Annotated in this window: 17 protein-coding genes; 7 read left to right on the top strand and 10 right to left on the bottom strand. The window is 49.6% G+C overall.

The features are described from left to right. Nucleotides 1-936 precede the first annotated feature (936 nt). Genes Q4579_RS20125 through Q4579_RS20100 form a run of 6 tightly spaced genes read left to right on the top strand, consistent with a single transcriptional unit; the run spans nt 937 to nt 3019 of the window. Nucleotides 937-1269, top strand: coding sequence for a hypothetical protein (locus Q4579_RS20125; protein ID WP_303566557.1), 333 nt, complete (start codon nt 937-939; stop codon nt 1267-1269). A 19-nt stretch (nt 1270-1288) separates the two neighbouring features. Beyond that, on the top strand, nt 1289-1621 hold the full coding sequence (locus Q4579_RS20120) for a hypothetical protein (RefSeq protein WP_303566555.1): 333 nt from the start codon (nt 1289-1291) through the stop codon (nt 1619-1621). Between the two features lie 13 nt (nt 1622-1634). After that, nucleotides 1635-1964, top strand: a complete 330-nt coding sequence (locus Q4579_RS20115) for a hypothetical protein (protein WP_303566554.1) — start codon at nt 1635-1637, stop codon at nt 1962-1964. An 18-nt stretch (nt 1965-1982) separates the two neighbouring features. After that, nucleotides 1983-2306 carry a hypothetical protein gene (locus tag Q4579_RS20110; RefSeq protein WP_303566553.1) on the top strand — a complete coding sequence of 108 codons (324 nt, stop codon included), beginning with the start codon at nt 1983-1985 and terminating at the stop codon, nt 2304-2306. Between the two features lie 8 nt (nt 2307-2314). Further along, a complete protein-coding gene (locus Q4579_RS20105; RefSeq protein ID WP_303566552.1) occupies nt 2315-2677 on the top strand; it encodes a hypothetical protein in 363 nt (120 codons plus the stop codon). A 12-nt stretch (nt 2678-2689) separates the two neighbouring features. Continuing rightward, the gene (locus Q4579_RS20100; protein WP_303566551.1) at nt 2690-3019 is read left to right on the top strand and encodes a hypothetical protein; all 330 of its coding nucleotides are present in this window, start codon (nt 2690-2692) and stop codon (nt 3017-3019) included. Between the two features lie 39 nt (nt 3020-3058). Here the strand turns inward: Q4579_RS20100 and Q4579_RS20095 are convergent, their stop codons facing one another. From Q4579_RS20095 to Q4579_RS20060, 8 genes are all read right to left on the bottom strand, one after another. Continuing rightward, the gene (locus tag Q4579_RS20095; RefSeq protein WP_303566550.1) at nt 3059-3385 is read right to left on the bottom strand and encodes a hypothetical protein; all 327 of its coding nucleotides are present in this window, start codon (nt 3383-3385) and stop codon (nt 3059-3061) included. Then, nucleotides 3385-3711: a hypothetical protein gene (locus Q4579_RS20090; RefSeq protein WP_303566549.1), complete on the bottom strand. Its 327-nt coding sequence runs from the start codon at nt 3709-3711 to the stop codon at nt 3385-3387. Before Q4579_RS20090 ends, Q4579_RS20095 begins: the two co-directional genes overlap by 1 nt. 9 nt (nt 3712-3720) lie before the next feature. Next, complete coding sequence (locus Q4579_RS20085) at nt 3721-4023, bottom strand: hypothetical protein (protein WP_303566548.1); 303 nt, start codon at nt 4021-4023, stop codon at nt 3721-3723. Between the two features lie 21 nt (nt 4024-4044). After that, nucleotides 4045-4398 (bottom strand): hypothetical protein, encoded by a 354-nt coding sequence (locus Q4579_RS20080; RefSeq protein ID WP_303566547.1) that lies wholly within the window; start codon nt 4396-4398, stop codon nt 4045-4047. Nucleotides 4399-4600: 202 nt separating this feature from the next. After that, the gene (locus tag Q4579_RS20075; protein ID WP_303566545.1) at nt 4601-4954 is read right to left on the bottom strand and encodes a NirD/YgiW/YdeI family stress tolerance protein; all 354 of its coding nucleotides are present in this window, start codon (nt 4952-4954) and stop codon (nt 4601-4603) included. A 169-nt stretch (nt 4955-5123) separates the two neighbouring features. Continuing rightward, nucleotides 5124-5699 carry a TetR/AcrR family transcriptional regulator gene (locus Q4579_RS20070; protein ID WP_303566544.1) on the bottom strand — a complete coding sequence of 192 codons (576 nt, stop codon included), beginning with the start codon at nt 5697-5699 and terminating at the stop codon, nt 5124-5126. 136 nt (nt 5700-5835) lie between these two features. Then, complete coding sequence (locus Q4579_RS20065) at nt 5836-7278, bottom strand: coniferyl aldehyde dehydrogenase (protein ID WP_303566543.1); 1443 nt, start codon at nt 7276-7278, stop codon at nt 5836-5838. Nucleotides 7279-7420: 142 nt separating this feature from the next. Beyond that, a complete protein-coding gene (locus Q4579_RS20060; protein ID WP_303566542.1) occupies nt 7421-8008 on the bottom strand; it encodes a tRNA-uridine aminocarboxypropyltransferase in 588 nt (195 codons plus the stop codon). Between the two features lie 76 nt (nt 8009-8084). Between Q4579_RS20060 and Q4579_RS20055 the strand changes: the two genes are divergently transcribed. After that, on the top strand, nt 8085-8543 hold the full coding sequence (locus tag Q4579_RS20055) for an EVE domain-containing protein (protein ID WP_303566540.1): 459 nt from the start codon (nt 8085-8087) through the stop codon (nt 8541-8543). A gap of 208 nt (nt 8544-8751) precedes the next feature. On the opposite strand, the gene Q4579_RS20050 is transcribed toward Q4579_RS20055, so the two are convergent. Further along, on the bottom strand, nt 8752-9549 hold the full coding sequence (locus Q4579_RS20050; protein ID WP_303566539.1) for a Cof-type HAD-IIB family hydrolase: 798 nt from the start codon (nt 9547-9549) through the stop codon (nt 8752-8754). Between the two features lie 151 nt (nt 9550-9700). Further along, nucleotides 9701-10741, bottom strand: a complete 1041-nt coding sequence (locus Q4579_RS20045; protein WP_303566538.1) for an alpha/beta fold hydrolase — start codon at nt 10739-10741, stop codon at nt 9701-9703. Nucleotides 10742-10754: the final 13 nt, after the last annotated feature.

Below are 10754 nucleotides of genomic sequence, written 5' to 3'. Positions count from 1 at the left end.
AGTTACTGTGATAATTACCGCTCAACCTTGTTATTTGGCACTGTAAAATCGAGTTAACAAAGTATGCTCCGGCCCTGGACCTTAACAGACGTTTCAGTCAGTCTGTAACAAGCCTCCTGTCATACACCTTAATGGTGTATGACGGGCCTATCCCCGAATTCTGTATGTCAATGCTTGAGGACAGTCAATTAACAGATACACAGTTTGGCTTAAATGGCTAGAAGCGATAGAAAATTATGCCGGAACCCAGATATAATTTTGGACGTTGGTAAATCTTGATTTTTGTATCGTGGAGATGAGAGGATTGCCGAGTAAGAAAAAAGGAGTAAGAGCTCGTGAGAATATTGCGACTGATTATGATGAGTTTCAATCGAAATCAGGATTTATATTATGATTGATCCAATTCAAACAAAATATTATTTCGGATTGTTTGTTTCTTATTCGTTAGGATTATACTTTTGTTTGTATACAGAGCTTGATCTATTTGAGCGGATGTTGTCTGGGGGAATCATGATCTCTATTCTATTGCTTGGTGTTGCGATAGACTTTTTGGATGATAAGAAATTATATTTTCACAAGTTCACGATATTTGTTTTTATCTTTGTCACGCTCACGACCATTATGATTGGCCGATTTTCATTTTTAATCATGTTTATTATAAATTTCATCATGTCTTTTTGGTGGGGTTTTTATGCTTTAAATTATAAAGGATTTTTGGATGAGCCCAAAAGGAAAAGAAAGTGAGGGTCATCCATGTGATCTCAATAAAAACTGGATACATTTAAGGGTGAGTAGATTGCTTTATTGGTATATTTTCAGGTAAATGTTGACTGAGGTCGCAGCATTTGTGGCGTCAAAAATCAGATTGTAGCAAAGCGCTATCGGGTGAAGTATCTTACGTCACCATGAACCCTTGAATCACAGTATGAGTGCGCCATGAAAACCATTCTCTTTCTATTATTTTTGATGAGCCCTGCCACCTGGGCGGCATGTAACAATATTGCCTGCTACGGTGTAGGGAAAGAAGTATTAACCCGAACCTATCTGGCATCCAGCGGTAATATCTATATTGGCGCGCCAGATGAAAAAGATAAACTAAATTGTCAGCTAGTACAGGGGAAGTATATGACGTTGAAAATGAACCACTTATTATACAAAGAAATTTATTCTACTCTCTTGACTGGAATTGCAGCGCAAAAGCACCTTCAGATTAGGATAGTCGAAGAATCGCCTGTGTGTGAAATATCATATGTGATGATGAATCCTTAAAAATCCAAAAGGTATAATAATGAAATATTTTATTTTCCTGCTGTTTTTTCTCAGTCCGACCACTTGGGCAGCGTGTTATCCGAACCAGTGTCAGGGTGTAGGTAAAGATATACTGGTGTCTGTGTACCCGAGTAGTACGGGTAACATCTACCTGGAAGCACCCGCTGGCAAAGAGAAGCTGAATTGTAAGTTAGCGGAAGGCTATTACATGACGCTGAAAAACACACATCCTATTTTTGAAGCGATGTATTCGACCATCCTGACGGCAGTATCAACGCAAAGAAAGCTGACGGTCCGGATTGTTGAAAACTCGGAAGGTTGTGAAGTGATGTATGTTCGGATGTTTATGTAATTGGAGAACAAAAATGAAAAATTATAAATATGCTGTTTTTTCGGCTGCCATCGCTATGGCATCGCTATCTGTGAATGCAGCCAGTCATTATATTTCAGGAAAAATAACCAATATAACGGCCATCGAAGGGGCGTTATTAGTGCAAGTTGATAATCAAGCGATTCCTGAAAACTGTGTAGGGACGCCATATAACTGGATGAAAATCAAACAGGAAAATACGACGATGATCTCTGTGGTGTTAGCACAGTGGGCAGCGAATAATCGTGTTGCAACCATATATACATCCGGCATCGAGTATCAGGGTGGCTACTGTATTGTTAATCAGGTTGATCCTGCAGGTTAATCAATTATAGGTTTTATGATGAAAAAAATATTATGCACATTACTTGGCTTGTTTTCATTCTCTTTCTCGGTGATGGCGAATCAAAGTGACCCTGAAATTAACCAGAGCTTGACGATCACCCAGGTGTTTTCGGAAGGCACGACGACGGCGGGTTTTTACACCGCGGAAGGGATCAAGGATTGTCAATGGGAAATTATGTACTTAGATCTGTCGACAGAATCGGGGAAAGCCATGTTTTCCCAGGTGCTCGCAGCAAAAAGTGCAGGGTTTAAAGTGGTTCGGATTTATTACAACAAGAAAGAAAGTGGCACTTGTACGGCGACGGGTCTTCATATTCGGTAAGGTTCATAATGTTTAAAATTAAATCAATTCTACTCTGTTTGATGACATTGATCTTTACATCTTCGGCGTGGGCCAAAGAATACTGGATTGATACCTCCGGGAAAGTATTTCAGATTGCCACCTATGCAACAACGGAGACAATCCTCGTTTATTTAGATACGTCTGGAAGCGATGTTGCGGAATGTTCAGATAAACAAGCATTTGCTATCAGTAATACGCTCTCCAGCGAGGCTCGTTCGAGAATGTATTCAATGCTCTTGGCTGCCAAAACAGCAGGTACGCCTGTGACGGTTTCTTATACCAATGTGGGGAGTTGTGAGGTATGGGGTACAAATAACAGTGCCTATCGGCGTATTATGCGATTGATGTAAGAAGGAGAATTGATGTTGAAAAAATTATTTTTGGCTATCGGCCTGTTGTGCGCTTGTACGATGACTTATGCTGGCTCTGTCACGGGAACGGTTTCCCAAATTATCGTCCGGGATGACGGTTTGCATTACGTCTATATCAACGGAGAAGCAACGAACCGAGCAGCGTGTGCGCAAAAAAATGATTACTGGATGATCAAAGATGAAAACAGCACGTACGGAAAATCTCAGTACAGTATGCTATTGGCAGCAAATGCAAGTGGTAAAACCGTCAGTATTGTAGGTGCCGGAACTTGCATGCGCTGGAAAGACGGTGAAGATATTCAATCGATTTCAATAAAATAATCTATATTTAAGCCCGTAAGATGAATTACGGGCATTTCATTAATTCAGATAAATATCTCTGATTTTAAACCAAGCCCCTTCACAGCCTTCAGTGGTGATTGTGACCGATATTGTTGCTGATTTTGCTGCAAGAATCGCAGATTTAATAGCGTTATCTGCCATACGAAGCCCTGCCCAGCCATTACCATCCGGACACTGATTATCAGATTTCGCTTTTGGGAAACCTTGCTTGAGTTGTACTGCAATAGCCCCTTCAGGATTGATATAAACCCGGCTGATGACACCATTGTCCTGACTGTAGGTATGTGTTGCTGCTGATACTTGAAAGCAGATGGTTGTGAGTAATGTCAGCGCTAAATATTTCATTAAAACCGAACCCTGTGTAAGTGACGGGAATCTTTTCCGTCAACGGTAGAGTCGGCATCTTTCGTACAAACGAAATCACCGGTTGCATTTTGCGCACGCATAGCAAGCACGATAGAAAGCAATTCTTTTTCAGTGGATTTGATATAACAGAACTCACCATTGCTTAAGCGAACCTGTGTACTGTTATTATTCCAAAATCCGTAAATAAATTGAATCGACACTTGGGTATTCCACTGCCAGCCATCTCGAAACTCTGGTGCGTTTGCCAAAGCTGAAGTGCTCATTAACATCAGTAAAGATGTTAGACTCAATTTTATTTTGTTCACAGAAACTCCTTATAAGTAGTAAACACCAATAATCTTGCCCTGATCCTGTGGTGTGCAGTCTTCAAAACGGATGACTATCTTTTTATTCGACGTTTGTGCAGCCAATAATACAGAGACGATGGCATCGTATTTGGGGTGGGTTGGCGATAAATAATATCGTGCAGATGAACAGCCATGGGCAGCCAAATCAACAAATGTATTGCCATGTAAATCATAAACATGGAAGTTTTTAGGCACACCTGCCGGGGTGGTCAAAGGTTCTGCGAGTGCGCTGAAAGAAAAGACCAGTAAGAACAGAATGAACTTTTTCATGCAGTGAACTACCTCTGAATTTTATTTGATGAGCTGAATGCTTCTGAGCTGACAGTAATTGTCATTCGAGCCGCTCCAGAATCGATCGGCATCATTCCATACCTGAAATCGAACCTTCTGGTTGGCAACATAAGCCGCCATCGACATTGAAAGATGTCGATCGGCATATTCGGAATCTTTGATATAAACACCGCCAGGGCATTCGGGCAGGCCTGTTGGCATAAGAATTAAAGTATCCCCATCAACCGAAGGAACAACTTCTGCAATGCCCCAGCTGTAGATGCCTTGGATTTGTCCTGTTTGCGTGACAACAATTTCTGCGGAAACAGTATTAGAAATCAGCAGGAATAACGCTGCTGGGATCATGTTTTTCATTTGAATCATCCTGATGAAAATAGCGGGAAATTATATCAGGGCAATCAATGAAAAGATGAAAATAAAATAAGGTTGACGATGAAAATGAGATGCGGACGATATTTCATCACAACGCTGAAGTATCGTTGGGTGAATTTCAGAGCCTGTGACACATAAAAACACCCCAGCTGAGTTTCAGCCGGGGCGTTGGGTTGAATCAAGATTATTGGCTGATTTGGATCAGCTTAACATCCACTGTTGTTTCATGAGTGTCTTTGTCGACTTCGCCCATGAGGGTAACTTCTGTGTCCGGGCCGACCTGACGATCGCCCCAAAGGTGATGATCAATTTCGACGATCATCTCGCCGGTGCTGTCTTTGAAGCGGTATTCTTCGTCACCCAGCGAGGCAATGATGTGGCCGGTCAGGGAGACGCGGCTGTCATCTGCCGCTTGCATGGCCTGCGCCACCGTGGTTGGTGCGTTCTGAGTTTCATTCGGGCCGGTATAACCGCCCTGAGCTGCCATGGCCGTCAGAGGCAGGGCAAGGCTGACGAGTAACACGAGGGTTGGGTTCATGAGACTTTCTCCGTTTGATATCAGACTGAGGACAACAGCTGCGCTGCAACGACGTGAAGCAGGCGGCTTATCCGGGTGCCCGTCACCCGCTGTCTCTTTATAAGATATGTGCCCGTTCGTGAAACAAACGTGAAATTCCTGAGAGAAAGCGACAAAAGCCTGCTCTGGTTCAGGGGGTGTGGCGTGCCATCCCGTGCCAGAGCATCTCGAATGAGGCTTGCCGGCATGTCGGATCAGCGGCCAGAGCGGGCTGCTCAGTCATGAGGCTGACGGTTGCGAGAAACTGGCTGTGGCAGGCATTGAGGATCAGCGGGAGTGGCCATTCAGCGATGAGGCCGTCCTGCTGCGCCTGCCGGATCAATGCGGGCAGAATGGGTAAAGCCTGGCTCAACATGTCGTGCTGATGACTCAGCAGGTAATGCGGATCGTTTGCCATCTGGCGCAGGAACTGAAACTGTTGCGGATGCGTCAGGCCCCAGTCGATGGCCGCCTGCCAGAGGTGCGCGAACTGTGCCTGAGTGCTCAGGCCGGGATCCGGTGGCAGCAGCACCTGTGACATGTCGGCTTTAATGCTCAGATACAGGGCCTCAACCAAGGCTTGCTTGCTGGCAAAGTGGTGGAACAGGGTGCCGTTGGCAACGCCTGCCGTTTTGGCAATTTTGGCTGTCGCCGTGGCCTGAATGCCGTGCTGGGTAAATAATGTCAGGGCGGCGTCGAGCAGTTGCTGTTTCTTATTGACGGTCATGTAATTCTGTTTGGATGTTGGGGAAAATCTGGCTCATTGAGAGCCAGAATCATACCAATCAAAGTCAATCAATGATCAGAAATCGCGCAAAATGCTTGGATGACCAGTAATTGAATTCGATTGGCTTCATACAGGGTCAGCGCAGGAAGAACGCCATCATGCGTGATTGCAGGCGGGCTTTCCAGCCTGAATATGGCGGCGTGACCAGTTTGGCTGTGCTGATACGGCCGCGGGTCAGGACAGTTTTGGCTTTTGAGAAGGTCAGAAACCCTTCATAACCGTGATAATGGCCCATGCCGGACGGACCAATCCCCCCGAAAGGAGCGTCGTCTGCGGCCACGTGGAACACGGTCTCGTTGATGGCCATCCCCCCGGCATGCACTTCCTGTTTCACCCGGGTTTGCAGATCGGGATCGAAACTCATCAGATACAGCGCCAGCGGGCGCGGCCGTTGCTGGATATATTGCAGTGCTTCATCGATGTGCTGATACGTGATCACCGGCAGCAGCGGTCCGAAGATTTCTTCCTGCATCAGCGTCAGGGTTTCCTGCGGATTGACCAGCAAATGCGGCACCATGCGGTGTTTCTGATCATCGCGGGCTTCGGCATGGGCCGGTTCTATCTGAACATCCTGCTGACGGGCTTCTTCCAGCCACTGGCTCAGGCGATCAAACTGACGCTGATTCACCACAGAGGTGAAATCCTGACTGTGAACGCCTTGCGGATACATGGCGGCGAACTGTTTTCTGAACTCTGCGATAAAGGCCTGTGCTTTGCCGTCGGGCACCAGGACGTAATCGGGCGCGACGCAGATTTGCCCGGCGTTGAGGCACTTCCCGAAGATCATGCGCTCAACGGCCAGTGAAATCTCGGCATCCGGTGCGATCAACGTGGGGGATTTTCCGCCCAGTTCCAGCGTGACCGGTGTGAGGTTGTCGGCGGCGGCCCGCATGACGTGGCGGCCCACGGCGGTTGAACCGGTGAACAGCAAGTGGTCAAAAGGCAACTGGGTAAAAGCGGCCGCAATGTCGGCTTCACCTTCCACCACAGTGACCTGCGTGTCATCAAACAGGCTGGCGAGCAGGGCAATCAGGACCTGGTTGGTCGCAGGCGTGAATTCACTGAGCTTCAGCATGGCCCGGTTGCCGGCAGCCAGCGCCGGGATCAGCGGGCCGATGCTCAGCATGACCGGAAAGTTCCAGGGCACCACAATGCCAACGACGCCGACCGGCTGGTACACCACTTCGACCTTGGCTGGCGCCAGCAAGAGTCCTGCATGACGCCGGGACGGACGCATCCATTTTTTCAGACGCTTGAGGGTGTAATTGATTTGGCCGACACAGGGCAGAATGTCGCTGATCAGCGTATCCTGATGACTCCGGTGTCCGAAATCTTTCGACAGTGCCTCGCACAAAGCATCCTGATTTTTGATCAGCGCGGCTTTGAGTTGCTTGAGCGCGTGGATCCGCTGGGTCAGATCCGGCATTGGCGCCGCCAGATAGGCACTGCGCTGGCGATGAAAAAGGTGCTGCAGTTCGAAACTCGTCTTGTGTGCATGAGGCAAAGGGGCTGCGGTCATCCTGATCTCCTGTCGGGGTCTGGCCCGAAATCGGTCTCGCTCATCAATGGGAAGGGCGGAAGGTCAGCGGAATCAATCAAATAAATAAAAACCGACTGACTAGTCGGTTTATCCTAGGCCGGAATGTCTCGGTTCGCAAGTATTAGCGTTTGTGGCCGCTTTGCTCGGCGTGGAAGATATGCAGAAAGGCATCGAAATAGTGCTGCAGCGCAGCGGCCTGATGGGATTCATCCAGCAAGGTCAGCAGTGCGATGCCCGTTTCACAGGTGCACAGATGCCCCGGCTGCTGATTGCGTCGCAACGCGTAACCCGAAAGCTGTTCCGGTTGCAGGCTCAGGCGTGGCAGGCGGGCGAGCCAGGGGCTTTTGCGCACCATTTTGCGGGCCTCCTGCCAGGTCGCATCCAGCAGAATAAACAACGGTTTTTTATTCGTCGCTGCCTGAAAGGGCACTGCCGGATGCTGATCATCGGCCGGAAATAACAGCCAGGGCTGCAGGGTGTCGTCGGCAAGCAGGTCAAGTAATGCCTGTGGCGGCTCGGTCCGGGACCAGCGGATCTGCTGACAGCCGGACAGGCTGCGTGCCATCAACTGACCGGTATTGGTGGCTTTGCCGAACTCTTTGTCGTGGGTCAGCAGAATGAAATGCCCCCGGCTGTGGAGTGTCGGCTGCGCATGGCAGATACAATTGAAACGAAAGCCGCAGTTCGGGCAGGAAGATTCGGTGCTCATGGAAGTCCGTTGCTGTGTTACTCTGCCGGTTATGGTACTGCCCAGACCCATAAAAATCACCAAAACAGGATGCACTATGGCTTATTGGCTCTTTAAAACCGAACCGGATACCTTTTCGATTGATACGCTGAAGCAACTCAAGGTGGGCTGCTGGGAAGGGGTACGGAACTATCAGGCCCGAAACATGATGCGTGATGAGGTGAAACTCGGCGATGAGGTTTTCATCTATCACTCTTCCTGTAAAGACATTGGCGTGGTCGGGATTGCGAAAGTCGTTCGGGAAGCGTATCCGGATCATTTTCAGTTTGACCCGGAGAGTCCTTATTTCGACCCGAAATCGGATCCGGCGAACCCACGCTGGGTGATGGTCGACATCGAATATGTCCGTCATCTGCGGCTGGTGCCGCTGAAGAAAATCAAAGCGAATGATGCGCTGCATGAAATGCCGCTGGTGCAACGGGGCAACCGACTCAGCATTATGCCGGTCACGGCCCAGCAGTGGCAGGAAATTCTGCGGATGACCGGGCAGTTTTAACGCACCGGTGTCGTGGTTGATTGTTTGAATATTCCCTCCCCTTGGCAAGGGGAGGGTTAGGGTGGGGTTCGAGCGGCGGGCGCGAATTGAGCGTTTGTGCCTTATAACCCCCTCCTAGCCTCCCCCTTGAAAAGGGGGAGGGGTCGTCTTGAGTTTTGCGGAAACCACGAATATTCCCTCCCTTTGAAAAGGAAGCAGGGAATATGGCTTACAGCAGTTGCTCTGCCAGATAATGTGCGACGGCTTCATCGGCGCAGGAGCCAATCACATCATGATCAGGCAGTGCCGCCATCACTTTGTGGTGCGCGGTGCCCATGACCAGTCCTTTCCCGGCCATGGTGAGCATTTCGACATCGTTCATGCCGTCGCCGAAGGCAATACAGTCTTTCAGTACATAGCCTTTGGCCTGTGCAACCGCTGCCAGAGCGTGACCTTTGGAGACGCCCGCATCCATCACTTCCAGACACCAGGGCGTTGAAAAGGCAATGTTTGCCTGATCGCCAAAAGCGGCGCGGAACTTATCTTCCAGCACGACCAGCTTGTCATGATCCTTGTCATCCCGGGTGAAGAAGACTTTGGCAACACCTTCCAGCGGCGGATTATCGACATCAAACAACTGATACGTGAAGCTTTCGTGGAAATCGCGTAAGTAGGGATCTTCCACATTCAGCAGCCAGTCGTCGTTGCGGTATAGATGAATGCGCAGTTCCGGCTCGTCTTTGGTCAGGGTCATCAGCGCCTGAATGATTTCCGGCTGAACGTCTTGCTGGAACAGGATTTCACCCTCGCAGGTATGAACCCGGGCACCGTTCGACGTGATCATGTAAGCCGGGATCCCCAGCTGGGCGCGCATTTCGGCGACATCGACATGATGACGGCCGGTCGCAAACACAAAGTCTTTCCCTTGCTGATGCAGCTGTTGCAGCACCTCTTTGGTGAAGGGGGCAATTTTGTGATCCGGGGTCAGCAGGGTTCCGTCGAGGTCAGAAGCAACAATTTTATACATGGCACGTCTCTGTATGATTGGCTCAGGCTGCCTGAGGCAGTCTGGCCGGGTAATTGAGTGTCCCATGCAGTGTAAACCAGAACGGGATCAAGAAAAGAGGCTAATCTGTTGTTGTGATTTTTTCCGCTATTTAGTAGTGATTCAATTCGCCTTATCCCACCTGACTGTTTGCCGTCAGTGTGGATGCAGTTTCTGTGCTGAAGTGGCTGAAATGGGCCAGAATTTCAGTGAGGGCAGGGCTGCGGTAGCGGTCTTGTTCAAACAGCACTTCATGCCGGGCTCCCTGAATGATGCTGAGCCGGCATTGCCCGCCACCTTGCCGGACATGCTGACAGAACAGATTCTGTGCCCGGTTATCGACAATCTGGTCTTCACTGCATTGCAGGAGCAGTAATGGGGTCTGGATACCGTTTGCCTGAGCCACGGCCTGACGGGCTGCCGCCAGTGCCTGCCAGACCCAGCGGGAACTGGGACCCCCCAGTTTCAGCTCAGGTTGATCTTCGTAAAGTTGACGAAACCAGGCATACCGACACTGGCTCTGGCTGAGCGGGTTATCGGCGAAGGGTTTGGGATAATAAGGTGTTTGTCCCGGAGCATAGCCGGGCTGGCGTTGTAACTGCTCGGCAACGCGGGCCAGCGGTGAGGCAATCGGCTTCATCCAGTGGCTGATTTTAATGCCGTGCATCGGGGCGCTCAGCGCTGCGGCATCGAAGATATCCGGATGCCGGGCCAGATACAAACTGACGACTGTCCCGCCCATAGAATGCCCCAGGATGAATAACTGGCGATAATGGGCAGGCAGGACCTGAGATTCGATCAAGGTGTGCAGGTCACTGACATAATCGTCAAATTCTTCGACGTGGCCCAGCTGTGTATCCGCGGTTAAACGACCGGAACAGCCCTGGCCACGATGATCCAGTGCGTAAACATCATAGCCCTGACGGGTCAGTTCCCAGCACAGTTCCTGATACTTATGAAAGCTTTCGATGCGGCCATTGACCAGCACAATCGCTTTCTCACTGCTGAATCCGGTCAGGCTCATCCAGGCGATCGGAATGCCTGCCACACCGGCAAATGCTCCCTGATGCCGACGGGACCAGCAGGTGGCGACCGGGCCGGACATGGTGTCCGTATATTCGGACTCTGTACTGAGTGCTTCTTGGCTGAGAGTAAAGGCGTTACCTTGCATCATGGGAAGTTTGTCC

Source organism: Photobacterium sp. 1_MG-2023, assembly GCF_030547945.1.
GTDB lineage: Bacteria > Pseudomonadota > Gammaproteobacteria > Enterobacterales > Vibrionaceae > Photobacterium.
Note: the sequence above shows the minus strand (reverse complement) of the source record. Positions and strands in the feature narration are given on the sequence as shown.

What these genes read in the sequence shown, in the direction of transcription:
- Q4579_RS20125 (WP_303566557.1), top strand. Translation starts at nt 937, where the DNA reads ATGAAAACCATTCTCTTTCTATTATTTTTGATGAGCCCTGCCACCTGG.
- Q4579_RS20120 (WP_303566555.1), top strand. Translation starts at nt 1,289, where the DNA reads ATGAAATATTTTATTTTCCTGCTGTTTTTTCTCAGTCCGACCACTTGG.
- Q4579_RS20115 (WP_303566554.1), top strand. Translation starts at nt 1,635, where the DNA reads ATGAAAAATTATAAATATGCTGTTTTTTCGGCTGCCATCGCTATGGCA.
- Q4579_RS20110 (WP_303566553.1), top strand. Translation starts at nt 1,983, where the DNA reads ATGAAAAAAATATTATGCACATTACTTGGCTTGTTTTCATTCTCTTTC.
- Q4579_RS20105 (WP_303566552.1), top strand. Translation starts at nt 2,315, where the DNA reads ATGTTTAAAATTAAATCAATTCTACTCTGTTTGATGACATTGATCTTT.
- Q4579_RS20100 (WP_303566551.1), top strand. Translation starts at nt 2,690, where the DNA reads ATGTTGAAAAAATTATTTTTGGCTATCGGCCTGTTGTGCGCTTGTACG.
- Q4579_RS20095 (WP_303566550.1), bottom strand. Translation starts at nt 3,385, where the DNA reads ATGAAATATTTAGCGCTGACATTACTCACAACCATCTGCTTTCAAGTA.
- Q4579_RS20085 (WP_303566548.1), bottom strand. Translation starts at nt 4,023, where the DNA reads ATGAAAAAGTTCATTCTGTTCTTACTGGTCTTTTCTTTCAGCGCACTC.
- Q4579_RS20080 (WP_303566547.1), bottom strand. Translation starts at nt 4,398, where the DNA reads ATGAAAAACATGATCCCAGCAGCGTTATTCCTGCTGATTTCTAATACT.
- Q4579_RS20075 (WP_303566545.1), bottom strand. Translation starts at nt 4,954, where the DNA reads ATGAACCCAACCCTCGTGTTACTCGTCAGCCTTGCCCTGCCTCTGACG.
- Q4579_RS20070 (WP_303566544.1), bottom strand. Translation starts at nt 5,699, where the DNA reads ATGACCGTCAATAAGAAACAGCAACTGCTCGACGCCGCCCTGACATTA.
- Q4579_RS20065 (WP_303566543.1), bottom strand. Translation starts at nt 7,278, where the DNA reads ATGACCGCAGCCCCTTTGCCTCATGCACACAAGACGAGTTTCGAACTG.
- Q4579_RS20060 (WP_303566542.1), bottom strand. Translation starts at nt 8,008, where the DNA reads ATGAGCACCGAATCTTCCTGCCCGAACTGCGGCTTTCGTTTCAATTGT.
- Q4579_RS20055 (WP_303566540.1), top strand. Translation starts at nt 8,085, where the DNA reads ATGGCTTATTGGCTCTTTAAAACCGAACCGGATACCTTTTCGATTGAT.
- Q4579_RS20050 (WP_303566539.1), bottom strand. Translation starts at nt 9,549, where the DNA reads ATGTATAAAATTGTTGCTTCTGACCTCGACGGAACCCTGCTGACCCCG.
- Q4579_RS20045 (WP_303566538.1), bottom strand. Translation starts at nt 10,741, where the DNA reads ATGATGCAAGGTAACGCCTTTACTCTCAGCCAAGAAGCACTCAGTACA.